Source organism: Paenibacillus sp. oral taxon 786 str. D14, assembly GCF_000159955.1.
Taxonomy (GTDB): domain Bacteria; phylum Bacillota; class Bacilli; order Paenibacillales; family Paenibacillaceae; genus Fontibacillus; species Fontibacillus phoenicis.
Map to the genome: position 1 here is coordinate 364,424 of NZ_GG695970.1, position 26,209 is coordinate 390,632.

At 51.9% G+C, this 26,209-nt stretch carries 23 protein-coding genes; 21 read left to right on the plus strand and 2 right to left on the minus strand.

Annotation, left to right across the window (positions count from 1 at the left end; translation table 11 throughout):
• The first annotated feature begins 27 nt into the window (after window positions 1-27).
• The 21 genes from POTG_RS01755 (at window position 28) to pduL (ending at window position 24,629) form a co-directional block, all read left to right on the plus strand.
• The gene (locus POTG_RS01755; RefSeq protein WP_009223070.1) at window positions 28-2,688 is read left to right on the plus strand and encodes an FtsK/SpoIIIE family DNA translocase; all 2,661 of its coding nucleotides are present in this window, start codon (window positions 28-30) and stop codon (window positions 2,686-2,688) included.
• Window positions 2,689-2,833: 145 nt separating this feature from the next.
• Complete coding sequence (gene sleB / locus POTG_RS01760) at window positions 2,834-3,667, plus strand: spore cortex-lytic enzyme (protein ID WP_009223071.1); 834 nt, start codon at window positions 2,834-2,836, stop codon at window positions 3,665-3,667.
• 100 nt (window positions 3,668-3,767) lie between these two features.
• Window positions 3,768-5,048 carry an EF-P 5-aminopentanol modification-associated protein YfmF gene (gene yfmF, locus POTG_RS01765; protein WP_009223072.1) on the plus strand — a complete coding sequence of 427 codons (1,281 nt, stop codon included), beginning with the start codon at window positions 3,768-3,770 and terminating at the stop codon, window positions 5,046-5,048.
• Window positions 5,049-5,052: 4 nt separating this feature from the next.
• Window positions 5,053-6,333 carry an EF-P 5-aminopentanol modification-associated protein YfmH gene (gene yfmH / locus POTG_RS01770; RefSeq protein ID WP_009223073.1) on the plus strand — a complete coding sequence of 427 codons (1,281 nt, stop codon included), beginning with the start codon at window positions 5,053-5,055 and terminating at the stop codon, window positions 6,331-6,333.
• Complete coding sequence (gene ymfI, locus POTG_RS01775) at window positions 6,334-7,101, plus strand: elongation factor P 5-aminopentanone reductase (RefSeq protein ID WP_009223074.1); 768 nt, start codon at window positions 6,334-6,336, stop codon at window positions 7,099-7,101. It abuts the gene before it with no gap.
• A 119-nt stretch (window positions 7,102-7,220) separates the two neighbouring features.
• Complete coding sequence (locus tag POTG_RS01780) at window positions 7,221-7,475, plus strand: DUF3243 domain-containing protein (protein ID WP_009223075.1); 255 nt, start codon at window positions 7,221-7,223, stop codon at window positions 7,473-7,475.
• A gap of 213 nt (window positions 7,476-7,688) precedes the next feature.
• Window positions 7,689-8,456 carry a DUF3388 domain-containing protein gene (locus POTG_RS01785; protein ID WP_036643941.1) on the plus strand — a complete coding sequence of 256 codons (768 nt, stop codon included), beginning with the start codon at window positions 7,689-7,691 and terminating at the stop codon, window positions 8,454-8,456.
• A 43-nt stretch (window positions 8,457-8,499) separates the two neighbouring features.
• Window positions 8,500-9,543, plus strand: coding sequence for a helix-turn-helix domain-containing protein (locus tag POTG_RS01790; RefSeq protein ID WP_009223077.1), 1,044 nt, complete (start codon window positions 8,500-8,502; stop codon window positions 9,541-9,543).
• A gap of 182 nt (window positions 9,544-9,725) precedes the next feature.
• On the plus strand, window positions 9,726-10,217 hold the full coding sequence (locus POTG_RS01795) for a YajQ family cyclic di-GMP-binding protein (protein ID WP_009223078.1): 492 nt from the start codon (window positions 9,726-9,728) through the stop codon (window positions 10,215-10,217).
• A 151-nt stretch (window positions 10,218-10,368) separates the two neighbouring features.
• On the plus strand, window positions 10,369-11,697 hold the full coding sequence (rimO, locus tag POTG_RS01800) for a 30S ribosomal protein S12 methylthiotransferase RimO (RefSeq protein WP_009223079.1): 1,329 nt from the start codon (window positions 10,369-10,371) through the stop codon (window positions 11,695-11,697).
• Window positions 11,694-12,281, plus strand: coding sequence for a CDP-diacylglycerol--glycerol-3-phosphate 3-phosphatidyltransferase (pgsA, locus tag POTG_RS01805; RefSeq protein ID WP_009223080.1), 588 nt, complete (start codon window positions 11,694-11,696; stop codon window positions 12,279-12,281). The genes rimO and pgsA overlap by 4 nt, the downstream gene beginning before the upstream one ends.
• 48 nt (window positions 12,282-12,329) lie before the next feature.
• Entirely contained in the window at window positions 12,330-13,592 is a 1,263-nt protein-coding gene (locus POTG_RS01810) for a competence/damage-inducible protein A (protein ID WP_009223081.1), read from the plus strand.
• Window positions 13,593-14,838: 1,246 nt separating this feature from the next.
• Window positions 14,839-15,900, plus strand: coding sequence for a recombinase RecA (gene recA / locus POTG_RS01815; protein WP_009223082.1), 1,062 nt, complete (start codon window positions 14,839-14,841; stop codon window positions 15,898-15,900).
• A gap of 118 nt (window positions 15,901-16,018) precedes the next feature.
• A complete protein-coding gene (locus tag POTG_RS01820; RefSeq protein ID WP_009223083.1) occupies window positions 16,019-16,879 on the plus strand; it encodes a regulatory protein RecX in 861 nt (286 codons plus the stop codon).
• A 319-nt stretch (window positions 16,880-17,198) separates the two neighbouring features.
• Window positions 17,199-18,740 (plus strand): ribonuclease Y, encoded by a 1,542-nt coding sequence (gene rny / locus POTG_RS01825; protein ID WP_009223084.1) that lies wholly within the window; start codon window positions 17,199-17,201, stop codon window positions 18,738-18,740.
• Window positions 18,741-18,843: 103 nt separating this feature from the next.
• Entirely contained in the window at window positions 18,844-19,638 is a 795-nt protein-coding gene (locus POTG_RS01830; protein WP_036643757.1) for a TIGR00282 family metallophosphoesterase, read from the plus strand.
• A gap of 135 nt (window positions 19,639-19,773) precedes the next feature.
• The gene (locus POTG_RS01835; protein WP_006286829.1) at window positions 19,774-20,034 is read left to right on the plus strand and encodes a stage V sporulation protein S; all 261 of its coding nucleotides are present in this window, start codon (window positions 19,774-19,776) and stop codon (window positions 20,032-20,034) included.
• 90 nt (window positions 20,035-20,124) lie between these two features.
• Window positions 20,125-21,078, plus strand: coding sequence for a dipeptidase (locus POTG_RS01840; RefSeq protein WP_009223086.1), 954 nt, complete (start codon window positions 20,125-20,127; stop codon window positions 21,076-21,078).
• 229 nt (window positions 21,079-21,307) lie between these two features.
• Window positions 21,308-23,083 (plus strand): 2-oxoacid:acceptor oxidoreductase subunit alpha, encoded by a 1,776-nt coding sequence (locus POTG_RS01845; RefSeq protein ID WP_009223087.1) that lies wholly within the window; start codon window positions 21,308-21,310, stop codon window positions 23,081-23,083.
• Complete coding sequence (locus POTG_RS01850; protein ID WP_009223088.1) at window positions 23,070-23,936, plus strand: 2-oxoacid:ferredoxin oxidoreductase subunit beta; 867 nt, start codon at window positions 23,070-23,072, stop codon at window positions 23,934-23,936. The genes POTG_RS01845 and POTG_RS01850 overlap by 14 nt, the downstream gene beginning before the upstream one ends.
• 120 nt (window positions 23,937-24,056) lie before the next feature.
• The gene (pduL, locus tag POTG_RS01855; RefSeq protein WP_009223089.1) at window positions 24,057-24,629 is read left to right on the plus strand and encodes a phosphate propanoyltransferase; all 573 of its coding nucleotides are present in this window, start codon (window positions 24,057-24,059) and stop codon (window positions 24,627-24,629) included.
• Between the two features lie 82 nt (window positions 24,630-24,711).
• Here the strand turns inward: pduL and spoVAD are convergent, their stop codons facing one another.
• Window positions 24,712-25,716 carry a stage V sporulation protein AD gene (gene spoVAD, locus POTG_RS01860; RefSeq protein WP_036643761.1) on the minus strand — a complete coding sequence of 335 codons (1,005 nt, stop codon included), beginning with the start codon at window positions 25,714-25,716 and terminating at the stop codon, window positions 24,712-24,714.
• 1 nt (window position 25,717) lies between these two features.
• Entirely contained in the window at window positions 25,718-26,206 is a 489-nt protein-coding gene (gene spoVAC, locus POTG_RS01865) for a stage V sporulation protein AC (RefSeq protein ID WP_009223091.1), read from the minus strand.
• Between the last annotated feature and the right edge of the window lie 3 nt (window positions 26,207-26,209).

Below are 26,209 nucleotides of genomic sequence, written 5' to 3' on the forward strand. Positions count from 1 at the left end.
AATATTCATCTAGGGGGTGTTTTCGTCTTGCCACGGAAACGGAAGAAGAGGAAAGCTGCCATCGGCAGCATGCTGAAATACGAAATATACGGAATCATCCTGATCACCTTATCCATTATCGCCTTGAGCGGGGAGGCTGCCGTAGGAAGGACGCTATCGAAAATGGCTGCGTTAATCCTCGGCAAATTTTATTTTGTGATCCCCTTAATTGGCATTTACATAGGACTAGCTGTCATGATCAACCGGAAATGGCCGAATCGCTGGAATGCCCGCCGCAGCGGTGTGCTGCTGGCGGTGTTGGCGCTGACGCTGATGAGCACCATTTCGGCCATGCAGCATAAGCTGGCGCCGGCGGTGCCTTTGTCCGCAGGCAACGTGCTGGGTCAGATTCATCGCGATCTGCAAGGAGCGCTGTTCCAGCCTGCGGTGAGCGATGCCGGCATGAGCCTGCTGGGGCTGGATATTAGCGGAGGGTATGTCGGCGCACTAGAATTTGCCTTGTTGTACTCTTTGTTTGGCATGGCCGGTGCGAAGCTGATTATGATCGTGCTATTAGCTATCAGTTTTATGCTGGTGACCGGACTATCGTATGTGGATTTATTCCGGATGCTGCATTCCCGATTGGCCGTGCTGGCCGAAAGCTTCGGGAAAAAAATGCGCATGCTGCGTCCGATCCCAGTGCGGAACAAAGCCAAACGGGCGGTGAAGAAGGCGGAGCCTGCGGTCACCTCATATGATGATCCAGAGGATGAAGAATCCCCTCTCGACGAAGAAACGGTGCCTGCGGCAACGAGCAAGAAGCCGGTGTTTTTTCAGCTGCTGAACTTCAAGGGAAGATCGGATGAACCCGTGGAGACAGCGTCCATCGAGGAAGAGGAACCTGCGGTCGTGGAGCCTGCTACGCAAGCTGCTGATACAGGAATCAACTGGAATGAGGTGAACTACATCGGCAGGGATGAGGACGTGGAGCTTAGGAAGTCGGACGGATTCGCTGGCAGTGACACCGGGCCGATTATCCGCGATTTCTTCGACAATATTCAGCGGGAAAGCCTGCATCAAGATGAGGACAACGATGAGGACGAGCCTGGGCTACATAGCTCCCATGGAGTCTTGTTCGATGAGGCGGCACAGGATGCACTAGATCCCGTAGGAGGGGAATTCTCCGGGGGCGGTGACGAATCTGGACTCGGGAATCCTGCGGCCGAAGAGGCTGACAGCGACGGACAAGCCACGGTGCCGCCGCCTGCGCCTAAGCCTGTTCCGAAGCCGTACAAGCTGCCTTCGTTCCGGCTCTTATCGAAGCCGGTCGGGGCAGGGAAGTCCGGCGATCAAGCGGACTATATGCAAACTGCGCGTAAGCTAGAAGCCACGCTCGAAAGCTTTGGCGTGCGGGCCCGGGTGCTGGAGGTAGTACGCGGACCGGCGGTGACGCGCTATGAAATTCAGCCGGATATCGGCGTGAAGGTAAGCCGAATCGTTAACTTGACGGACGATATCGCCTTGGCTTTGGCAGCGAAGGATATTCGGATGGAAGCGCCGATTCCAGGGAAATCCGCGATTGGTATCGAGGTGCCGAACAACGAAGTATCGCTGGTGACGATGCGCGAGGTGATGGAGACGCCAACGTTTATGGAGGCGGAGTCCAAGCTGAGTATCGCATTCGGGCGGGATATTTCCGGCCAGACGATCGTTGGCAACCTGGCGAAGATGCCCCACTTGCTGGTGGCCGGGGCTACAGGCTCCGGGAAATCGGTGTGCATTAACGGCATTATCACCAGCATTCTGTTCAAAGCGAAGCCGGATGAAGTGAAATTTATGATGGTCGACCCGAAAATGGTCGAATTAAATGTGTATAACGGCATCCCGCATCTGTTGACCCCGGTTGTGACCGATCCACGGCGAGCTTCACTGGCGCTGAAGAAGATCGTTGTGGAGATGGAGAAACGGTATGAGTTGTTCTCCAAATCGGGAGCGCGGAATATTGAAGGCTACAACCAAATGATGGCGGACCAACCTGAGGCGGTATTGCCGTATATCGTGGTGATTGTGGACGAGTTAGCTGACCTCATGATGGTTGCAGCCAGCGACGTCGAGGATGCGATTGCACGACTGGCGCAAATGGCCCGCGCGGCGGGGATCCATTTGATCATCGCTACGCAGCGGCCGTCCGTTGACGTCATCACCGGCGTAATCAAGGCCAACATCCCGTCACGGATCGCGTTTGGCGTATCGTCCCAGGTCGATTCCCGGACGATTCTGGATATGGCCGGTGCGGAGAAGCTTCTGGGCCGCGGTGACATGCTCTATATGCCGATGGGCGCGTCCAAACCGATCCGGGTGCAGGGAGCGTTTATGAGCGACCAAGAGGTCGAGGCGATCGTAAACTATGTGCGCGGGCAAGGCCAAGCCGAATACGACGAAAGCCTGGTTCCTGAAGTGGGCGATGAAGTACAGGAGACCGAAGAGGTACAGGACGAGCTCTTTGATCAAGCCGTCCAAATCGTACTGGAAGCCAAGCAGGCCTCCGTCTCCTTGCTGCAACGGCGTATGCGGGTTGGGTATACTCGCGCTGCTCGGCTGATCGACTCCATGGAGGCGCGAGGAATCGTTGGGCCGTATGAAGGCAGCAAACCGCGGGAAGTGTTAATGTCCATCGATCAATATAAAATGGGAAGAATCTCTTCTTGATTCTGTAGAATCGAAGGGAGCCTTCCCTTTTCTTTATTTCGTATAGCTCGAACCTTATGGGTGCATAGGAAGGGACAACGCTTGTCATACTAAAGTTACCCATCCTTGTTGAACAACTTCTAAGAAGAGAGGTAGAGCTAAACGTATGAAGAAAGCAAAGATCTGGTTTGCCTCCGGTTTAGTGCTGCTTTTGTTCGGAATCGGATACGGGGCCGATGTGCTCCGGCATACGCTTACCGAGGGCAAAGTCAATACCTATAAAGCGCAGCCCGCGTTCAGTGAGCAGGTTATCGACTATGGAGCTTACGGGAAGGACGTGTATGAGCTGCAGGGACGGCTCGCTTATCTTGGTTTTTATCATGGGAAGTTGGACAGTTATTTTGGGCCCAAAACCCTCGGGGCCCTCAAATGGTTCCAATCGGAATTTGGCATGAAGGTTGACGGACTGGCTGGACCAAAAACGAAACTGAAGCTGTACAATGCCACAAAAAACTGGAAGCCAGGCATGGAATACGCTAATGCCGGCGGAAACGAGAAATCGCAAGCCGGTGCAGCTAATAAGTCCGGCAGTGGCAGCGTCAAAGCGGAATCCGATGAACTGTCCGCCTCCAACACCATGGGGCTGTCGGAAAACGATTTGAAAATTATGGCGAACGCGGTATATGGGGAAGCGCGAGGGGAACCTTTTGAAGGCCAGGTTGCGGTAGCGGCGGTTATTTTGAACCGGGTGAAGTCGCCGAGCTTCCCTAACACCGTATCCGGCGTTATTTTTCAACCCGGAGCATTTACAGCCGTTGCTGACGGCCAAATCTGGCTGGAGCCAAACGCACAGGCGCGTAAAGCCGTGCAGCAGGCGTTAAACGGCTGGGATCCAACCGGCGGTTGCTTGTATTACTTTAACCCGAAAACGGCGACATCGAAATGGATCTGGTCACGTCCGCAGGTGAAGACGATCGGAGAGCATATTTTCTGCATGTAAATAGCTGAGTATCGAAGGAGCAACCGCTTGTCGTCAGGTTGCTTCTTTCCTTTGAATTGGTATAGAATGGAACTGACTTTCTTGTAAAGGAGTTTTGGTTTTGAACAAAACGCGATTTGAGCGCGGCACCGTAGGCCATATTCGTCTGCATGTCCTGCCGACCAACCGATTCAAAACTTTTGCCATTTCCCTATATGCGGGCTTGCCGTTGCAAGAGCAAACGGTCACCGCAACGGCCCTCACTCCGTTCGTGCTGCGCCGGGGTACGGAATCGTATCCGGAAACCACGCAGTTCCGCGAGCAGCTCGAGCATATGTACGGAGCGGGCTTCGGCTTTGATGTATATAAACGCGGCAATTACCAAATGGTCCAGTTCCGTATGGACACGATTAATGATTCTTTTGTCAAGAGCAACGATTCACTCCTGGGTCAAAGCTTTGCTTTCCTCGGGGAAGTCGTCACCAAACCGGCTAAGGAAAACGGGGTGTTCCGCACCGCCTACGTGAATTCCGAACGGGAGTCCGTCCGCAAGAAGCTGGAAGGGATCATCAATGATAAAATCCGCTATGCGGCTGAACGCTGTACGGAAGAGATGTTTAAGGACGATCCGTATCGCCTCCATCCGCTGGGTGAGCGAAGCGAACTGGACGGGATTACGCCCGAATCCTTATACGCCTCCTATCAAAGCTGGCTGCAGCAGGCACACCTCGATTTGTATGTGGTTGGCGACACGACGCTGGCCGAGGTGGAGGAGCTGGTTGCCAAGCATTTTAGCTTAAATCGCTCAACCACTCCAGAATATCAACCGGAGCAGGTGGATCTTCGCGGCAAAGAAGTCCGGACCGTGAAGGAAGTGCTCGACGTCAATCAGGGGAAGTTGAATTTAGGCCTCCGCACGCCGATCACTTACGGGGACGATCGCTACGCTTCCTTGCTGCTCTATAACGGCATTCTGGGCAGCTATCCACACTCCAAGTTGTTCCTTAATGTTCGGGAGAAAGAAAGCTTGGCGTACTACGCCGCCTCCCGTTACGACGGGCATAAAGGCATCGTCAGCATTCAATCCGGCATCGAAATCGCCAATTACGAGAAAGCTCTTCGCATTATCGAAGCTCAGCTGGCCAGCATGCGCGCCGGAGAAATCAGCGAGCTTGAGATGAGTCAGACGAAGGCGATGATCCGTAACAGTCTGCTGGAGATGCAGGATTCCGCTTTTGATATGATCGCCTATGACTTCAACCGCGTCTTGTCCGGAAAAGACCGGCCGGCGGAGGAGCTGCTTCAACAAGTCGAGCAGGTTCAGCCTCAGGACGTTGTAGCGGCCGCGGAAACCGTCCAGCTTGATACGATATACTTTTTGACAGGCCAGAAGGAGGGGTAGGCGGATGGAAACGATACGTTATGACGCTTTGCAGGAAACGCTGTATCGCGAAACGATGGACAACGGTTTGCAGGTGTATGTGCTTCCGAAACCGGGCTTCCAGAAAACGTACGCCACGTTCGCGACCAAATACGGCTCAATCGATAACCATTTTCGGGTAGAAGGCCAGGACGACATTTCGGTTCCGGATGGCATTGCCCATTTTCTGGAGCACAAAATGTTTGAGGAGCCCGAAGGTGATATTTTTGCCACCTTTGCTTCCCAAGGCGCTTCCGCGAATGCGTTTACCAGCTTCGACCAGACGGTCTATCTGTTCTCTGCGACGGAGAATATTGCGGCCAACCTGGAGACGCTGATTAATTTCGTGCAGCATCCTTACTTTACCGACCAGAACGTCGAGAAGGAAAAAGGCATTATCGGCCAAGAGATCGGCATGTACCGGGATAACCCGGATTGGCGGGTCTATTTTGGCCTGATCGAAGCGATGTATAAGGTGCATCCGGTTCACATCGATATCGCCGGCACGGTGGAATCCATTGGCACCATTACGAAGGAAACGTTATATAAATGCTACAATGCGTTTTATCATCCGAGCAACATGCTGTTGTTCGTCGTTGGCGGCGTGGATCCGGAGGAAGTATTCAAGCTGGTCCGGTACAATCAAGCGAAAAAGGAATACAAGCCGCAAGGATCCATCGAGCGGTTGTTTGATCCGGAGCCGCGTGAGGTGTCGGAGAAACGGCGGGAATCCCGTCTGCCAGTGTCGCAGCCCAAATGCTTGTTTGGCTTTAAGGAGACGCGCCTCGGCTTTACCGGCGAGGAGTTGCTGCGTCGCGATTTGGCCACCAAGCTGGCGCTCGACCTGCTGTTTGGGGCCAGCACGAAGCTGTACCAAAAGCTTTATGATCTGGACCTCATCTCTGACAGCTTTGGCCACGAATACAATAGCAACCCGAATTATGCGTTTTCCGCGATTGGCGGGGATACGAAGGATCCAGACCGGATGCTGGCTGTGATTAAGGAAGAAACCGAGGCGGTACTTGCTTCCGGATTCCGTCAGGAGGATTTCGAACGCGCGCGCAAGAAGAAGATCGGCGGGTACTTGCGCATGCTGAATTCACCGGAGAACATCGCCCATGAATTCACCCGTTACAAATTCCGCGGCGGCGACCTGTTTGCTGTACTTCCGATTTACGAATCGCTGACGCTGGATGAGATCAACGCGCGGCTGCGCGAGCATATCGATTGGGAACAGCTCGCCGTCTCGATTGTGGTGAGCCCGTAAATGCAGACCAATCATGGGATAGGAAAAAATATCGCGGACATGACCGTCCTCATCACCGGAGCAAGCCGGGGGATCGGCGCCGAGGTGGCGCTGCGGTTCGCTTCGGTGGGCATGAACGTGGTGATTCACTATATGAATTCTCACGAAGCGGCGAATGAGGTAGCCCGCAAATGCTTGGAGCTTGGAGCCAAGGCTTATACAGTTGCGGCGGATCTGCGCAGCAAGGAGCAAATCCTGCGGATGAAGGAACGGCTTGAGAACTATGGGCTGTATCCCGACATTTTGGTCAACAACGCGGGCATCTCGCATTATGCGCTCTTGTCCGATGTGACCGAAGCGGAATGGGACGACATCATGAACGTCAATTTAAAAAGCGTGTTTCTGTGCAGCCAGCTGTTTATGCCGCATATGATCAGCCAGCGCTTCGGGCGCATCATCAACGTTTCCTCCGTTTGGGGAATCACGGGCGGCTCTTGCGAGGTGGCCTATTCGGCAGCCAAAGGCGGAGTTAATGCGTTTACCAAAGCGCTGGCCAAGGAACTGGCACCCTCCGGCGTTACGGTGAATGCGGTGGCTCCAGGCGCGGTGAAGACGGATATGATGGAGCGGTTTGATGCGGAGGAGCTTCGTCAGCTGGAGGAGGATATTCCGGCAGGGCGGTTGGGTACGCCGCAGGAGATCTCCTCGCTAGTTTATTTTTTGGCGCTGCCGGAATCGGGTTACATCACAGGGCAAATCATCAGCCCCAACGGCGGCTGGATTACTTGAGACCCCTGCATTCACAGGTTTTGGAGTAAGGGTTCGAGCTCGGTGCGCGCATAAATTCCCCGGGATTTTCGCATATTACAACTGTTGATTTTAAATCGCCAAGCGAAGGAGGATTTATCATGTCAACAGTACTCAAAAATTTTGATACATGGAAGAAATTCCTGGGTGAGCGCGTCAAGCATGCGGAAAATGCCGGTTTTAGCGAAGAGGCAATTACCAACCTTGCTTACGAAATCGGCGGTTTTCTGGACGACAAAGTGGATCCGCAAAACGAATCCAACCGCGCCCTCAAAGAAATTTGGGATGTGGGTACGGAGGAAGAGCGGAAGACCATTGCTCGTCTGATGGTGAAGTTGGCCAAGAAAAACGCATAGTCACGCTTTGGAAAAGCTCCCGCTTCGGGAGCTTTTCCCTCATTTTCTCCGCCCGCTTGCCTTTCAATTTCATTTTATATATCATAAAACACATATGAATATCGGTTATCAGGAATGGGAAGATTTGTTCTTTATAAATTGTTTTCTGTAAATTAGCAGGAATTAAGACCTATTTTGTCGAAAGAGCAAGAGGATATGGAGAAGGTGTCTGGGATGGATGGGAAACAATGGTACTTGGAATACAAAATACATAAAAATCGACCGGGACTTTTGGGGGATATTGCCTCCATGTTAGGGATGTTGGAGATCAACATCTTAACGATTAACGGCGTGGAAGGCAAGACGCGCGGGCTGCTGCTGGAAACCAACGATGACGGAAAAATCGAACAAGTCAGTCAGTTATTGAACAAGGTGGACAGTATTACGGTCACCGCTTTGCGTAATCCGCGTCTGGTCGATTTGCTCGCCGTCCGCCATGGACGCTATATTGATAGGGATTCTGACGACCGCAAGACCTTTCGGTTTACGCGGGATGAGCTGGGGATCTTGGTTGATTTTCTCGGCGAAATTTTTAAGCGGGATGGCCATCAGGTGATCGGATTACGAGGGATGCCCCGCGTGGGGAAGACGGAATCGATTATCGCTGGAAGCGTCTGCGCGATGAAACGATGGACGTTCGTATCTTCAACGCTCTTGCGACAAACGGTACGCAGCCAATTGTCAGAGAATGAAATGGATCCTCGCAATGTATTTATTATCGACGGTATCATAAGTACTCTTCGTTCCAATGAAAAGCATCATCAGCTCTTGCAAGAGTTGATGTCCATGCCTTCCACGAAAGTCATCGAACATCCGGATGTGTTCGTGAAAGAGTCTGAATATAGTTATGACAATTTTGACATAATTATTGAATTGCGTAACAATCCCGAGGAGCAAATCGTTTACGATACGTTCACGACAATTTATACGGACGATCTATAAACGATGTGCCGCATAATGAAATCATAAGCAGGAGGTGATGGTCGTGTCGGATTTGGGCCAGCAGTTAAGAGAAGCCCGCCTTGCCAGAGGTTTGTCGCTGGATGACGTACAGGAAATGACGAAGATTCGCAAACGATATTTGGAAGCCATCGAAATGGGGGATTATAAGGTTCTGCCTGGTAGCTTCTATGTTCGGGCTTTTATTAAGACGTATGCGGAGACCGTCGGCTTGGACGCGGACGAACTGCTTGCCGAACATCGGCAAAACGTGCCTTCTACAGCTCCGGAACCTACGATGGAACCGGTGATTCAAAAACGCCGCAGCCGGCAGCACAACGAGCGCAACTCGAAATGGCTGTCTACGACGCTGATGTGGTCGTTTGCTGTGCTGATTTTGATTGTCATCTATCTGTATTTCTCGGTATGGGGAAACAATAACGATCAAGCGGATGGCAATAAGGAACCGGATCCTACGCCGGTAACTCAGGGTACCAGCCAAAATGGCAACCAAACCGGTAACGCAACCGGCGGCGATGCCGTTGGCGGGAACAATGGCGTCGAGAACGGGACGAACAATGGTACGGAACCGGGAATAAATCAGGGGACAGATACGAATACCGGGAATGCGGGTAACACGGGAGACGAATCCCCGACGAATGATACCGGCAATCAGACGGTAACGATCGTACCGGATGGAGCGGAAGGCAGCACAACGAAGTTCAAGATTCAAAACCCTGGAACGGGGCCCGTGCAAGTCGTCATTACGGCTAGCGGAAAAAGTTGGGTTGAAGTGCGTAAAGGGAACTCTAAGGGTGAGAAGTTGTTTTATGACAACACCAAAGAAGGCGACGTGTTGACCTATGATATCGGACCTGAAGGGTTATTCGTCAAATCGGGGAATTCCTCTCAAACCGTGATCACGGTCGCCGGACAGACAATCGAGGATGGAAAAACGACGTCAAAGTTCCTATTGAACCTTGACGACGGGACAGGCAGCGGTACCACCGGAAATACCGGAACGGAAGGCGCCGTTACGAATAACGCCGATACGGGCGGAACGAATTCAACCACAGAAGGCAACGAATAAGCGAGGGCGGCAACAAGCCGATCGCTTATTCGCTTAATCAAAGCGCGGTGAGGACCGGTCAGGTCAAACGGCGCTTTTTTGGCTGTATACGGATGGTGGTGGCTGAATTGCTCGACTTTGCGATTTTTTTTACATATAATTTATTTATGATAAGATTGGAAACCGAGAAAGGAATGTGACTTATGGCTTCGGAAAATTCTTTCGACATCGTTTCAAAAATGGACATGCAGGAATTGACCAACGCAATCGATCAAACAGAGCGGGAAATTGCGAACCGCTTCGATTTCAAAGGAAGCAAGAGCGAGCTGAAGCTGGAGAAAGACGAACTGGTGATCGTTTCTGACGATGAATACAAGCTGGGGGCTGTCATCGATATCCTGCAATCGAAGATGATTAAGCGCGGGTTGCCGATCAAGAACCTGGATTACGGCAAAGTGGAACCGGCTTCAATGGGTACCGTGCGTCAGCGGATTAAACTCAAACAAGGGATCGATCAGGAAAATGCCAAGAAAATTAATGTGCTGATCCGCGATTCCAAGCTGAAGGTCAAAAGCCAGATCCAAGGCGATCAAATTCGCGTGACGGGCAAGAGCCGTGACGATTTACAAGAGATCATTCAGATGCTGCGTAAAGCCGATTTATCGGTGGATTTGCAGTTCACCAATTTCAAATAAAGCGCAAGGGTCTCCTGCAGGGAATTTCTAGCTGCGGCAGGCCCTTTTCATATTTTTGACAGCATCGGTCTCTGAATATTATACTTGTAGAGGTTGTTTAATCCTTAAGTTTGACGGGAATTTTGGCTTTCAACGATGGGGGAAATGGTTCATGACAGAAAAGGTAAAAATCGTGACACTCGGCTGCGAGAAAAATTTGGTGGACTCGGAAATCATGTCGGGTCTGATTGAGCAGCGCGGCTATTCCTTGGTGGATAATCGCGAGGATGCAACCGTCATTATCGTCAACACCTGCGGATTTATCGATGCGGCTAAGGAAGAATCGGTAAATACGATTCTCGAGCTTGCTGATCTGAAGGAAAGCGGAAGACTGAAAGCGCTGATCGTTTCCGGGTGTTTGACGCAGCGATATAAGCAAGCTTTAATGGAGGAAATGCCGGAGATCGACGGGATTGTGGGTACGGGGGATTTTCACCAAATCAACCGGATCGTTGACGAAGCGCTTAAGGGCAAGAAGCCGGCGCTGGTCGGCAACCCTGTCTTTAATTATGAGCAAGCGCTGCCGCGCAAGCTGTCTACAGCCCGCTATACGACTTACGTGAAAATCGCTGAGGGCTGCGACAACAACTGTACATTCTGCAGCATTCCGATCATGCGCGGGAAGTTCCGCAGCCGCTCGATGGAATCGATTTTGGAGGAAGTACGGAGCATGGCGGCCCAAGGCGTCAAGGAAATCAGCCTGATTGCGCAGGACTCCACCAATTACGGGACCGATTTGTACGGGGAGTTTAAATTGGCAGAGCTGATGGATCGGGTCACCCAGGTGGAAGGCGTTGAGTGGGTGCGGTTGCATTATGCTTATCCTGGCTTTTTTACAGACGAGCTGATTGAGATGATGGCGACCAACCCGAAAATTTGCAAATACGTGGACATGCCGCTGCAACACAGTGAAGATTCCATTCTGAAACGGATGCGCCGGCCTGGGCGGAATCGCGATATCCGTGAGCTGATTGCTAAGATTCGTGCGCGGATTCCGAACGTTTCCTTGCGTACTTCCTTGATCGTTGGTTTTCCAGGGGAAACGGAGGAAGATTTTGAGCGGTTATGTGAGTTTGTGCGTGAGATCAAGTTCGACCGCCTTGGCGTATTTACCTATTCCAAGGAAGAGGATACGCCGGCATCGCGTTTGCCGGATCAAGTTGATGAAGAGGTAAAAGAATGGCGGGCTAATACGCTGATGGAGATTCAGCGGGAAGTTGCAAACGCCAACAGCAGTAAGTACATTGGTCAGGTTCTGGATGTGCTGATCGAGCGTTATGACGGGCGCAGCGATGTATACGTGGGCCGCTCGCAATACGACGCTCCGGAAATCGATGGCGAGGTATACGTCACGAATTGCCCTGTTGGGCTTGGGGAACTGACCAAAGTGCGGATTACGCATGCTTTTGACTATGATTTATCCGGGGAGGCTGTCCTGTGAATTTGCCCAACCGTATCACATTAGCTCGTATTTTCATGATTCCGGTGATGCTGGTCTTCTTGCTGTTGGATGCCGGATGGCTCGCCTATGAGTTTACGCTTGGCGAGTACTCGCTGCCGGTAAATCAACTGATTGCGGCGGTGCTGTTTATCATCGCTGCCAGTACGGATGGAATCGATGGTTACATCGCCCGTAAATATAATCTGGTCACCAACTTAGGCAAGCTCCTGGATCCGCTCGCGGATAAGCTGCTTGTTGGAACGGTGCTGATCGGTCTTGTGGCCTTGGGCAAATGCGATGCCTGGATTGCAGTCATCATCATCGCCCGGGAGTTTGCGGTGACCGGCTTGCGTGAAGTTGCGCTTCTGGAAGGCTCCGTCATTGCGGCCAGCAAGTGGGGCAAGGCGAAGACGATCACGCAGATCATCGCCATTTCAGCGCTGCTGCTGAACAATTTTCCGTTCGAATGGCTGTCGTTCCCGTTTGATGATATCGCGATATGGCTGGCGGCTATCATCACGTTGTATTCGGGGATCGATTATTTCGTGAAAAATAAGAGCGTGCTTTCTTTTTCCAAAATATAAATGATGTTGATGAGTTAGGCGGAACTGAGAAAAAGGAGGCATGCGAAGATGAAAGCGGAAATTATTGCGGTTGGTACGGAGCTGCTGCTTGGCCAAATCGTAAATACGAATGCGCAGTACTTGTCTCAGGAGTTAGCCGCACTCGGGCTCGACGTTTATTTCCAAACCGTGGTCGGAGATAATATGAATCGGCTGGCGGAAGCGGTGAAGACGGCGTCGGGGCGGGCGGATGTGCTGATCCTTACCGGCGGGCTGGGTCCGACCCAGGACGATCTCACCAAAGAGGCGCTGGCTGAGGTACTCGGTCGGACGCTTTATATCGATCCGGATGCGATGGCGAACATCGAGCGTTTCTTTCAAGACCGGGGGGTCCCGATGACGGAGAACAACCGCCGCCAGGCGCTCGCCATTGAAGGAGGCACGCCGCTTCCGAATGAAACCGGACTGGCTGTGGGCAATGCGATTGCATTGAACGACAAGTTCTATATCGTGTTGCCTGGGCCGCCAAAGGAAATGAAGCCGATGTTCGAACATCAAGCGAAGCCTTGGATTTTGAAGCATGTGCTGACCAGCGAGATGCCGATTTTTTCGCGGATGTTGAAGTTTGCCGGGATTGGCGAATCTGCATTGGAAACCAAACTGCTTGACCTGATCCAGGCGCAAAGCGATCCTACGGTAGCGCCATATGCGAAGGAAGGCGAGGTCACGATTCGCATTTCCACCAAAGCGGCAAACGAGCAGGAAGCGGCGGTGAAGCTGGATGCGATGGAACGCGAGATTGCCTCGCGGCTGCCGGAGCATTTGTATGCAAACGTGGATGAACCCATTGAGAAGACGATCCTCGATTTGATGGCTTCGCGCGGCCTTACGTTGAGCGCGGCCGAAAGCTGCACCGGCGGGCTGCTCATGGAGATGTTCACCGCGCTGCCCGGCAGTTCAGCCGTGTTTGCGGGCGGGATTGTCTGCTACTCCAATGAGATGAAGGAGAAGCTGCTCAACGTGCCGCATGACCTGCTGGAAGGCGAAGGCGCGCCCGGCGCGGTCAGCGCGGAAACGGCCAAAGTGCTGGCGGAGCAGGTGCGCCTGACCGTAGGCACCGACTTTGGCCTGGCGATCACCGGCGTGGCCGGCCCCGCCCATTCCGAGCGCAAGCCTGTGGGGCTTGTGTATATCGCGATTGCGCGCGAGGGAGCGGACACCGCCGTCTTCGAGCTGAACCTTAAGGGCAACCGCGAGATCATCCGGCTGCGCGCAGTGAAGTCGCTGTTCTACCAGTTGTGGCGGGTATTGCAGGGGAAACAGGGATTTTAGTGCTTTAATGCTCTCGGGGGCTCGTGCTCTTGTGGTCATGTGCTCTCGGTCACGTGCTTTCGCTGCTCTGTGTGCAGTGTTCTGTATGTAGTGCTCCATCTGCGTGTTCGGTAGTTTAGTACTTCGTGGCTTCCTTTCGCGCATTATCCCGATCAATCAGGGATGACGGAAGAAGCGCTTCAGCAATCCGGATGGGTGAATGTTCTTTGTTAAGCAGGCCCTTGTGCTTTGGAAGATTATGACATATAATCAAGGTACGGAAGAACCGTAGCAAACTGATTTAGTTGTGCTGCGGTTCTTTTTTTGTTGTAAGAGAAACCATGGGGAGGGGAGAGTGGGAAGTAATTAAGTGAGTATGTAAGGAAGTAAATAAGGAAGTAAATAAGGAAGTAACAAGTAAATAAGCTAGTTAGCTGGTTAGCAGTAGAAAGTAAGTATCTGGTAATCCGGTAAGCAAACAAACAAGCAAGTAAATAGGAAAATAAGAAAGGTCGGGCTGTCGGTAGGCTCGTTTTGGTGCGTGCGCGTGGTGGGGGCAGAGAATCTGTTCGAAAAATCATATATAATAGTGCTCCGTAAGAGCAAATTTACGTGATATGTATGAAAAATCGAATATAATCCAGCACTATTGAGTCGATACGAGCAAATATATATGAAAAATCGAACATAATCCGCGATTCCAGTTCATTTCGACGAATTATATATGAAAATTCATACATATCAAGTTGTAGCGCAGTATGTGACCGCCAAGTAACGAACTTATGCAAACGCACTATGTAGCGCATGTACCGCACTAAAGCACTATGCAACGCACTATGTAACGCATTTATGCAACATATCATGTAACGCACCATGTACCGCGCCATCACCCTGGTAGCACATTTCCAAAAGTACCCGCATCTAGGAGCAGGAGAGGTCTGCCAAGTAACAAACTCAGCGATTCACCGCACAATAGAGCATCTAAGAAGCGCCTCAGTCACACCAACGTTTGTCCAGTTTACGGATTCCCAAGGGCAGCAGGCCTTTGGGGGCCCTCCCTTACGGCAAAAGAGGGATAGGGAGAGGAGAGTCAGCGGTTTGGGAGGTGGAGAAATTTTACGAATGTATGTTCGAAAAAACGCTTGGCAAACATTCTAAAACAAGGTACAATGATATACGAAAGCAGTTACGAGAGGTCCGAAGTATACTTGAATTCAGTAACTTTAAGTATTCAATGATTTATATAACATTTAAGGATGTGAGCTGATTGTCAGATCGTAAAGCAGCGCTGGAGATGGCGCTTCGCCAAATAGAAAAGCAATTCGGTAAAGGTTCGATTATGAAGCTTGGAGAATCGACGCATATGCAGGTCGAGATCGTTCCAAGTGGATCGATCGCTCTGGATATCGCCCTTGGTACAGGTGGACTTCCACGCGGACGGATTATTGAAGTATACGGGCCGGAGTCTTCCGGTAAAACGACGGTAGCGCTGCACGCGATCGCTGAAGTTCAGAAGATCGGTGGACAAGCTGCCTTCATCGACGCCGAGCATGCGCTGGATCCTTCCTATGCCAGCAAGCTGGGTGTCAACATCGACGAACTCCTGCTGTCCCAACCGGATACGGGGGAACAAGCATTGGAGATCGCTGAAGCACTCGTGCGCAGCGGCGCAGTGGACATTATCGTCATCGACTCCGTTGCGGCATTGGTACCTAAAGCGGAGATCGAAGGCGAAATGGGGGACTCGCACGTCGGCTTGCAGGCCCGCTTGATGTCTCAAGCGCTGCGGAAGCTGTCGGGGGCAATCAGCAAGTCGAAGACGATTGCGATCTTCATCAACCAGCTGCGTGAGAAAGTCGGCGTCATGTTCGGGAACCCAGAGACGACGCCGGGGGGCCGCGCGCTGAAATTCTATTCGACGATTCGTTTGGATGTACGCCGCGTTGAGACGATCAAGATGGGCAACGACATGGTCGGGAACCGGACGCGGATCAAGGTTGTGAAGAACAAGGTTGCGCCTCCTTTCAAACAGGCCGAAATCGACATTATGTACGGAGAAGGCATTTCCAAGGAAGGCAGCATTATCGATCTCGGGACGGAACTGGATATCGTGGATAAGAGCGGCGCCTGGTATTCGTATGCCGGCGAACGTTTGGGACAAGGCCGCGAGAACGCGAAGCAGTTCTTGAAGGAACATCCGGAGATTGCAAATGCAATTGAGCAGAAGATCCGCGAATCCAGCAATCTGACGACGTCAGTAGCTTCGGCTTCCGCCAGCGAACTGGAAGCGGAGTTTGCAGAAGAGCAAGCGCTGTTCGCAGATGAATAAGCTTGTTAAGCCGTAACTATCAAGCGCTCTGACCGCGGCAATATGCCGGGTCAGGGCGCTTTTGCAGTACTTAAGGAAGCGGATGGATCGCCTAGGGCATAGACAGGAGGGATAGGACGTGAGTACGTGGGGACAATCGCGCAGGAAGGCTGCGGGAAGAAGAGATGGAGCTAACTCTGGCGAACGGAGAGAGGACGATATCGTAGATATCTCCGACGAGGCGTTCTGGGAGCCGCGGCCGCGGGATACCGGCTGGGATTCGAACCGAGAGGAGACGGAAGGCGAAATCCCTGCCGGATTGGACGCTTTCCCTGAGGACACTGAGCTTGCGATCACGTCCGTGTTGATGCTAAAGCGGCCGAAGCATCGTTATCGGATCTCTTTTGGGGCATATACGCTGGAGGTTCACGAGGACGTGATGATCAAATACCGCATGATTAAAGGTGCGGTATTTACAAAAGAAGAACTGGAGGAAATCGTAGCAGCCGACGAGCGCCAACAGGGGTATGCCGATGCGTTGAAATATTTAAGCTTAAAGCCGCGAACCACCTATGAAATTGCACAACGTCTAGGCGAGAAAGGCTGGGGCGAAGAGACGATTCAAGATGTGCTTACCCGATTGCAATCAGAAGGTTATGTTAATGACGCTGCATACGCACAGGAATGGGCTTCTCAGCGCGTGAAATTGCGCGGGAAGGGGAAACTGTGGGTCAAGCATGAATTGCGCCAGAAGGGGATTTCCAAGGCGTATATCGAGGAGGCGCTTGGTGAGGTCAGCGAAGAGGACGAGTTTGAGAGTGCCTTGCAGCTGGGCATGAAGAAGTGGCGTTCAACCACAGGGGAATTGCTTGACCGAAAACGTAAAACCGGGGCGTTCCTGCAGCGCCGCGGATATAGCGGAAGCGTCGTATCCCGGGTTATGCGGGAACTTGGCAACCGCGAAGAAATGCATGGAATGGATGAATGGGACGAAGAATAACAGGGCGAGGTAACTCCTGTCATTTGCTTGACAATATCTTTTCACAAATAATAAAATGAATTTGAGTCCATACCTTGAGGGCCCCTTTTTTCCTTCCAAAATTATGGGTCTGAAGGTATAGGATTTATGTTCTCCAATCAGGCAAAGTGCGTCCGCTAGGCTACTGCGGAGGAGTCATGCTTTTGCAGCATGAAGTGCTGAGCTGAAAGGGCAAGTCATGAATTCTTTGTATGGAATGATGAACCTAAGAAACGAAAAGTAACTACAACTGCAAACATCCCAAGGAATGCCTTGGAGGAAACAACGGGGAGGTGAACAGATGCACCCAGTAATCTGGATCGTTCTCGTTGCAGCCGCTTTATTCTTTGGGTTCGTGATCGGGTATTTTATTCGCAAGTCTCTTGCCGAAGCTAAAATTTCCAGTGCAGAGCACGCGGCCAGCCAAATCCTAGAGAATGCTAGGAAGGACGCGGAAGCACTGAAAAAGGAAACGGTTCTGGAAGCCAAAGACGAAGTCCACAAGCTCAGAGCCGAAGCTGATAAAGACATTCGTGAACGTCGGAATGAAATACAACGACAAGAAAGACGATTGTTGCAAAAAGAAGAGTCGCTGGATAAAAAATTAGAATCGCTTGAACGTAAAGAAGAGCAAGTGGTCAGCAAAGAGAAACGGATCGAAGAAACCCAGCAACAAATCGACTTGATCTATAAGAGTCAGGTTCAGGAACTCGAACGGATTTCCAACCTTACCATGGAAGATGCCCGTACGATCATTTTGAACAACGTAGAGCAGGAAGTTCGCCATGAAACGGCGCAGATGATTAAAGATATTGAACAGCAAGCGAAGGAAGAAGCGGATAAGAGATCCCGCGAGATCATTACGCTGGCCATTCAACGCTGCGCAGCTGATCATGTGGCGGAAACAACTGTTTCCGTCGTAACACTGCCAAACGAAGAAATGAAAGGACGGATTATAGGTCGGGAAGGCCGGAATATTCGTGCTCTCGAAACATTGACCGGGATCGATCTCATTATCGACGATACACCGGAAGCGGTGATTCTGTCGGGCTTTGACCCGATTCGCCGCGAAATTGCTCGGACCGCCTTGGAGAAATTGGTGGCGGACGGTCGGATTCATCCAGCCCGGATCGAAGAGATGGTCGAGAAATCCCGGAGAGAAGTGGACGAACGGATTCGCGAATATGGCGAGCAGGCTACGTTCGAGGTGGGCGTACATGCTTTGCACCCGGATTTGATCAAGATCTTGGGACGTCTCAAGTTCCGGACAAGCTACGGCCAAAACGTCCTGAAACACTCGATGGAAGTCGCTTATCTGGCCGGATTAATGGCTGGAGAGCTGGGCGAAGACATCACTCTTGCCAAACGGGCAGGTTTGCTGCACGATATCGGCAAAGCGCTTGATCATGAAGTGGAAGGATCTCATGTCGAAATCGGCGTGGAATTGGCTAAGAAGTATAAAGAACATCCGGTGGTTATCAACAGCATTGCCTCTCACCACGGCGATTGCGAAGCCACCTCAGTCATTGCCATGTTGGTTGGCGCAGCCGATGCATTGTCGGCAGCAAGACCGGGGGCGCGCCGGGAAACGCTCGAAACCTACATTCGTCGGTTGGAGAAGCTTGAGGAAATTTCCGAATCGTTTGAAGGCGTCGAGAAATCGTTTGCCATTCAGGCGGGCCGCGAGGTTCGCGTGATGGTGCAGCCGGATAAGATTGACGACGCGGAAGCATTCCGCTTGGCGCGTGACATTACGAAGACGATTGAAAATGAACTGGATTATCCAGGTCATATCAAAGTAACCGTAATCCGCGAGACGCGGGCGGTTGAATACGCCAAGTAAAGGTTATGCTGAAAAGTGGCCCCTCGCGGGCCGCTTTTTCATTACTTGGATAAGCCTTGAGCTCACATGCTGCAAGGGGTAGTAGTCAGAGGAGGGAACCAGCATTAAAGTTCTGTTTATCGGAGATATCGTTGGAAATACGGGGCGCAAAGCGCTGAAGGCCACGCTGCCTCATTTGAAATCTAAATACAACCCGCATATCATCATCGCTAACGGGGAGAACGCTGCGGCAGGCCGGGGCATTAACGCCAACATCGCCAAAGAGTTTTTCGATCAGGGCATTCACGGTTTAACGATGGGGAATCACACGTGGGACAATAAAGAAATCTTCGACTTCATCGATCAGGAGCCGCGAATGGTCCGGCCGGCCAACTACCCGCCAGGTACGCCAGGATTAGGTTACACCGTGATTAAAGCCAATGGGAAGGAGCTGGCCGTGGTCAATTTGATGGGCCGCACCTTTTTGCCGCCGCTCGACGACCCGTTTCGGGTTGCAGATGAGATCATCGGTCAACTGTCCAAGAAGCACAAGTGTATCCTGGTCGACTTCCATGCCGAGGCCACTTCGGAAAAAATCGCCATGGGCTGGTATCTAGACGGCCGTGCCTCGATCGTAGTGGGGACGCACACCCATGTGCAAAGCAATGACGACACGATCCTGCCGCAGGGGACGGCCTACTTGACCGATGCCGGTATGGTCGGCTCGCGTGAAGGCATCCTGGGCATGGAACGGACGGCGGTGCTGCGCAAGTTCACCACACAGCTTCCTGTCCGGTTCCAAGTCTGCGAAGGGAAGTGGCATTTCCACGCGGTGATCGTCGATGTGGATGAATCCACGGGCAAAGCTCAGAAGATTCAAAAAATCCGTTTACTGGAAGACGAATGGATTATGGATTAGTTAATCGCCAAGAAGTCCGATAAATCAAGGCCTCTCGAAACTTTCTCTTCGGGGAAAAAGAAGGAATATCCCAAATTCTCACGAATATCTTCTAAGTAGTGGAATCCAACGAATATTCCCAGGGAGGTACTAACCATGGAAGTATTAAAGGTTTCAGCAAAATCCAACCCCAACTCCGTTGCCGGTGCGTTGGCTGGCGTCCTTAGAGAACGTGGCGCTGCTGAACTTCAGGCCATTGGGGCGGGTGCTCTTAACCAAGCCATCAAAGCCGTTGCGATCGCCCGGGGATTCGTCGCGCCAAGCGGCGTGGACTTGATTTGCATTCCTGCTTTTACCGACATCGTCATCGATGGTGAGGATCGGACCGCGATTAAACTGATCGTAGAACCGAGATAAGTTTTGGATAGAATGACGCCTGTTTACGTTCCGTAGACAGGCTTTTTTGTTTTTTTGAGCTAAAATAATGGTAACCGAGGAGGAAAAATCATGAGCCTGCCGATTATCGATTTTCATTGTGATGTGTTAAGCAAATTGCAGTTGGACCCGAAGCTGGACTTTGCCCGTGACCGCCGGTTGGACGTCAATCTTCGCCGATTGGAGGAAGGCGGGGTGAAGCTGCAAACGTTCGCCATATTTCTGTCCAGCGAGTTGGGGCCAGCGAAAATGGAACATATCCTCGGACAAATCGATTTGTTTCGGGAACGGGTTCTCCCGCTAGGCGTGCTCCCTGTGCAGTCTGTCGAGGATTTACATACCCTGGAGCAAGGAGAGGTCATCGGAGGGCTGTTATCGCTGGAAGGAGCGGACGGGCTTGAGGGGAACCTGCAGTATGTCCGTGTTTGTTATGAGAAAGGCGTGCGGTTACTCGGGTTAACCTGGAATTATGCCAACTGGGCCGCTGACGGGGTCATGGAGCCGCGAAACGGCGGATTTACCCCGGCTGGGTTGGAACTGGTCAAGTTATGCCATGAGCTCGGCATCATTTTGGATGTCTCACATTTGTCGATCAAAGGATTTTGGGAGCTGCAGGAGCTCGCGGAGGCTGCCGGCAAGCCGTTTATCGCCTCCCATTCCAACGCCTATCAGATCTGCCCGCATGCACGGAACCTTCGTGACGACCAGATCCAGGCGATCGTTAAGTTAGGCGGGCGAATTGGAGTGACCTTTGTGCCTTGGTTCGTCAAAGAGGGGAAAAATGCATCCAGCAAAGATTTGCTGCCGCATATCGAGCGGATATGTTCATTGGGTGGAGCGAAGAACCTGATGTTCGGATCCGACTTCGACGGGATCGACACCCATTTGACCGATTTCCGGCATGCGGGACATTACACAAATTGGCAGGAAACTTTGCTGAAGTACTACCCGGAAGAGCTTGTTCGCGGATGGTTGTACGACAATGCAGCCGCATTCCTGCGGGCTTGGTTGCCTTCCCACAAGTAAGCGCTTTAATTCATCCAATTGTGAGAACGAATTGATCGAAAACTACTATATGAAAAAAGGCTAGAAAACGCTTGCTTTTTACCAAGTTGAGACATAAAATTGACATGACTCTGAAACAGAATGTTCACAAACAATAGGCCGGAATGTGACCTCTTGCACGTTAGCATTCTACAACTTTTATTATTATTTCTATTTTTCCATTGCGATACGATTAAAGGGGTGGGCGATCTTGATTAGTCAATTGTCTTGGAAGATCGGTGGACAGCAGGGAGAGGGCGTTGAAAGTACAGACCGGATTTTTTCGACGGCTTTGAACCGGCTGGGATATTATTTGTACGGGTATCGGCATTTCTCCTCCCGTATCAAAGGCGGTCATACGAATAACAAAATCCGGATCAGTACCAAGCCAATTCGTGCGATTTCCGACGACTTGGACATTTTAGTCGCTTTTGACCAAGAAAGTATCGATTTGAATGCACATGAACTGCGCGGCGGCGGGGTTATTGTAGCGGACGCTAAGTTTAACCCGACCGTACCGGAGGGCGTGGATGCCCGTTTGTTCCCGGTGCCGATTACGAGCATTGCCGAAGAGCTTGGAACTTCGCTGATGAAGAACATGGTTGCTTCCGGTGCATCGTGGGCGCTGCTCGGTCTTCCGCTTGAGGTATTTAACAAAGCGGTGGAAGAAGAGTTCGGCCGCAAAGGACCTGCGATTGTTGAGAAAAATATCGAAGCAGTTAAACGGGGCGCGGATTTCGTGCTTGAGCTTGCTGGAGGACCTCTGGAGGAGTTTAGACTCGAGCCGGCGGATGGCAAGCAGAAGCTGTTTATGATCGGTAACGAAGCGATTGGGCTGGGGGCCGTTGCGGCAGGTTGCCGAATCATGAGTGCTTACCCGATTACCCCTGCTTCTGAAATTATGGAATATTTAATTAAGAAATTGCCGAAATTTGGCGGTACGGTTATTCAGACGGAAGACGAAATTGCAGCTATTACGATGGCGATTGGTTCGAGTTATGCGGGCGTCCGTTCGATGACTGCGTCGGCGGGACCCGGCTTGTCCCTGATGATGGAAGCAATCGGACTGGCTGGCATGACCGAAACGCCGGTCGTGATCATCGATACGCAACGGGGCGGCCCAAGTACAGGTCTGCCGACGAAGCAGGAGCAAAGCGATATCAACGCACTCATCTACGGTACCCATGGGGAAATTCCAAAGATCGTGATCGCGCCGAGTTCGATCGAAGAGTGCTTCTACGATACGGTAGAGGCCTTCAACCTGGCTGACAAATATCAAGTGCCTGTTATCGTGGCTACGGACTTGCAGTTATCCCTCGGGAAGCAGTCCTGCGAAATGCTCGATTTCAACAAAGTCACGATCGATCGCGGTTACCTTGTGAAGGATATTCCGGACCGTGAGGATTCAAGCATGTTCAACCGCTACGCCTTTACGGAAAACGGGATCTCCCCGCGGGTGCTGCCGGGCGAGAAGAACGGCATTCACAATGTGACTGGGGTTGAACACGACGAATCCGGCCGTCCGTCGGAAAGTCCGGTGAACCGGAAGAAAATGATGGATAAGCGGTTGCGGAAGCTGGCCCAATTGGAAGTCACGAATCCGATTCACCTGCAAGCCCCGCATACTGAACCGGATCTGCTGATCATCGGCATGGGCTCCACGGGGGGTACGATTGATCAAGCCCGCATCCGTCTGTCGGAGGACGGCTTGAAGACGAACCACATGACGGTGCGCTTGCTGCATCCGTTCCCCACGGAGCAAGTACTACCGCAAATTGAGAAGGCGAAGAAAGTGGTTGTCCTAGAGAACAACGCAACAGGCCAGTTGGCTAACCTGATTAAACAAAACGTAGGTTACCACGACAAAATCGTGAATGTCCTGAAATATAACGGCAATCCGTTCCTTCCTTCGGAAGTCTACGAAGAGTGCAAGAAGGCAGCCGGGAAGAAAGCGCAGGAGGAGTTGGTGAAAAATGGCAACGTTTAAAGATTTCCGTAACAACGTTAAACCTAACTGGTGTCCGGGCTGCGGCGATTTCTCCATTCAAGCCGCAATCCAACGCGCTGCAGCGAATGTGGGTCTTGAGCCAGAGCAACTTGCCGTGATTTCCGGGATCGGCTGCTCCGGACGGATCTCCGGATATATCAACGCTTACGGATTGCACGGGATTCACGGCCGTGCGCTGCCGATCGCCCAAGGTGTAAAGCTGGCCAACCGCGACCTGACCGTCATCGCTTCAGGCGGCGACGGCGACGGCTTCGCGATTGGGATGGGGCACACGGTACACGCAATTCGCCGAAACATCAACATCACTTACATTGTCATGGACAACCAAATTTACGGGTTGACCAAAGGGCAAACCTCCCCGCGCAGCGGTGAAGGCTTTAAGACGAAGAGTACGCCGGAAGGCTCGGTAGAATCGACTTTGTCTCCGCTCGAAATCGCTCTGGCGTCCGGTGCCACCTTCGTGGCTCAATCGTTCTCCAGCGATCTGAAGCAGCTGACTTCTTTGATCGAGCAAGGCATCCAGCATGAAGGCTTCTCCTTGATCAACGTGTTTAGCCCGTGCGTCACCTTTAACAAGGTAAATACGTACGATTGGTTCAAAGAGAACATCATCAATCTCGAGACCGTTCCAGATTATGATCCAAGCAACCGGGCGATGGCCATGGCGAAGCTGATGGAGACAAACGGCATGATCACCGGATTGATCTATCAGAACAAAGAGAAGAAATGCTACGAAGATCTGGTTCACGGCTTTAAGAAAGAGCCGCTGGTCCATCAATCGCTGGCACTTTCTGAAAGCGAGTTTGACAATCTTGTTGCAGAATTCAAATAATCAGGTGAAAGGTGTCCATTTCTGGTGGACGCCTTTTCCTTTTTTTCGCCATTAGGTGTATAATGAGTAGCGATGTGAATCGTCATCGATATAGAGAATATACGAGGAGTGTTTGTAGACATGAGCAAAACTGTACCTGTCGGCGTATCCGCGCGTCATATCCATTTGACGCAGGAGCACATTGAAATTTTGTTTGGACAAGGCTATCAATTAACGGAATTCAAACCGCTGTCCCAACCGGGACAATTTGCTGCGAACGAACAAGTGGCAGTCATCGGACCAAAAGGACAGTTCGATAAAGTTCGCATTTTGGGTCCAGCCCGTCCGGCGTCCCAACTGGAAATTTCCCGTACGGATTCCTTTGCGCTTGGGGTTAAAGCTCCGGTGCGCGAATCGGGCAACATTGAAGGCACGCCTGGCATCAAGGTGAAAGGCCCTGCCGGCGAAATCGAATTGGAGCAAGGCGTGATCGTCGCTGCTCGCCATATTCACTTCCATACTTCCGATGCTGAGAAATGGGGCATTAAAGACAAGCAACTGCTGAAAGTTCGTTTGAGCGGAGAACGTGGTTTGGTGTTGGAGAACGTCATTGCGCGCGTATCTGACAACTTTGCCCTCGATATGCATATCGATACGGACGAAGCGAACGCTGCCGGTGCGAAAACAGGCGACACGGCAGAAATCATCGACTAATCGGTTACACTTGAAAAAAAAGCAAAGGGCTTGCCCAGCGGCTGTAAATGCCGTGGGGCAAGCCCTTTTTGGTGTGAACAGCTTAAGCTTCGATGGACACCGCGTGGGCGATGCAGGGGATGCTTTCGCCTTGCTGGTAGGAGAGCGGAGAGAGCAACGCCCCGGTGGCCACGACGAGGATTCGTTTTATTTCCCCGCGTTTCATCCGGTTCAGAAGATGACCGTAGGTGACGACGGCGGAGCAGGCGCATCCGCTGGCGCCGGCTTGAACTTGTTGCTTCTCGTAGTCATAAATCATCATGCCGCAGTCCATGTAGGTCGTCTGCTTGATGGGGAAATTGTGCCGGACGAACAAATCGTTCGCGATGGCATATCCGACTTTGGACAAGTCCCCGGTGACGATCAGGTCATAGTAAGACGGCTCGATCTCTAAGTCGCGGAAGTGGGCCTGGATCGTATCGACGGCTGCCGGTGCCATTGCAGCGCCCATATTAAATGGGTCGGTGATGCCCATATCGATGACTTTGCCCATGGTAGCTGACGTCACCGAAGGACCGTCCCCTTCAGGGGATAACACGACAGAGCCTGACCCGGTGACCGTAAACTGGGCGGTAGGCGGCTTCTGCGATCCGTATTCCGTCGGGTAGCGGAATTGCTTCTCCACACTGGCGTTATGACTGCAGGTTCCGGCTATGGCATATTTCGCGCCTCCCGAATTGACAACGTAGGCGGCCATCGCGAGCGTCTGCATCGAGGTCGAGCAAGCGCCAAACATGCCGATATACGGAATGCTTAACGTCCGTGCGGCGAAGCTGTTGCTGATGATCTGATTCATCAAATCGCCGCCGAAATAGAACTGAATCTGTTCCTTGGTTAACCCAGCATGTTTAATCGCCAGCTGCGCTGATTCTTCGAGCAGCGTCTTTTCGGCTTTTTCCCAGCTGTCTTGGCCGATATAGAGGTCGGCATGGATCACATCAAAATCTTCAGCGAGCGGCCCTTGGCCTTCAAATGGCCCCACCACAGTAGCGCTGCTAATGATCTTAGGTTTATTTTCAAATACCCAGCTTTGATGGCCTTTCAGCATTTCAGTGCCCACCTCCGGCATACCCGGGGATAAACACCGCGTAAATCACCCCGATGATAAAAGCAGCCACCGTACCAAACACGATGACGGAACCGGCTAATTGAAACATGCCTGCAGCTACGCCCAGCACCAGACCTTCCGGGCGATGCTCAATCGCCGTCGATGCCATCGAGTTGGCAAAGCCCGTGACAGGAACAGCGGTACCTGCTCCGGCCCACTGAGCGATTTTGTCATAGACACCAAAGCTTGTGAGCAGCACGGACAAGATGACAAGAATAGCGACGGTCGGGTTAGCGGCTTCTCTTTCGCCCATATGGGCAAAATGGATAAAGGCCTGTCGGATACATTCTCCAATCAGGCATATCAATCCGCCGACCAAAAAGGCTCTCAGACAATTGACAGCTACCGGGCGCTTTGGCTCATGGGCATGTGCCAGCCGTTGATACTGTTGCTGTGTAGGAGTCAATTGCTTATTTTTTTTCTTGGCCATGCT

Coding starts and splice junctions, on each gene's coding strand:
- sleB (WP_009223071.1), top strand. CDS start 2,834: ATGAAGAAAGCAAAGATCTGGTTTGCCTCCGGTTTAGTGCTGCTTTTG.
- yfmH (WP_009223073.1), top strand. CDS start 5,053: ATGGAAACGATACGTTATGACGCTTTGCAGGAAACGCTGTATCGCGAA.
- ymfI (WP_009223074.1), top strand. CDS start 6,334: ATGCAGACCAATCATGGGATAGGAAAAAATATCGCGGACATGACCGTC.
- POTG_RS01780 (WP_009223075.1), top strand. CDS start 7,221: ATGTCAACAGTACTCAAAAATTTTGATACATGGAAGAAATTCCTGGGT.
- POTG_RS01785 (WP_036643941.1), top strand. CDS start 7,689: ATGGATGGGAAACAATGGTACTTGGAATACAAAATACATAAAAATCGA.
- POTG_RS01795 (WP_009223078.1), top strand. CDS start 9,726: ATGGCTTCGGAAAATTCTTTCGACATCGTTTCAAAAATGGACATGCAG.
- rimO (WP_009223079.1), top strand. CDS start 10,369: ATGACAGAAAAGGTAAAAATCGTGACACTCGGCTGCGAGAAAAATTTG.
- POTG_RS01810 (WP_009223081.1), top strand. CDS start 12,330: ATGAAAGCGGAAATTATTGCGGTTGGTACGGAGCTGCTGCTTGGCCAA.
- rny (WP_009223084.1), top strand. CDS start 17,199: ATGCACCCAGTAATCTGGATCGTTCTCGTTGCAGCCGCTTTATTCTTT.
- POTG_RS01835 (WP_006286829.1), top strand. CDS start 19,774: ATGGAAGTATTAAAGGTTTCAGCAAAATCCAACCCCAACTCCGTTGCC.
- POTG_RS01840 (WP_009223086.1), top strand. CDS start 20,125: ATGAGCCTGCCGATTATCGATTTTCATTGTGATGTGTTAAGCAAATTG.
- POTG_RS01850 (WP_009223088.1), top strand. CDS start 23,070: ATGGCAACGTTTAAAGATTTCCGTAACAACGTTAAACCTAACTGGTGT.
- pduL (WP_009223089.1), top strand. CDS start 24,057: ATGAGCAAAACTGTACCTGTCGGCGTATCCGCGCGTCATATCCATTTG.
- spoVAD (WP_036643761.1), bottom strand. CDS start 25,716: ATGCTGAAAGGCCATCAAAGCTGGGTATTTGAAAATAAACCTAAGATC.
- spoVAC (WP_009223091.1), bottom strand. CDS start 26,206: ATGGCCAAGAAAAAAAATAAGCAATTGACTCCTACACAGCAACAGTAT.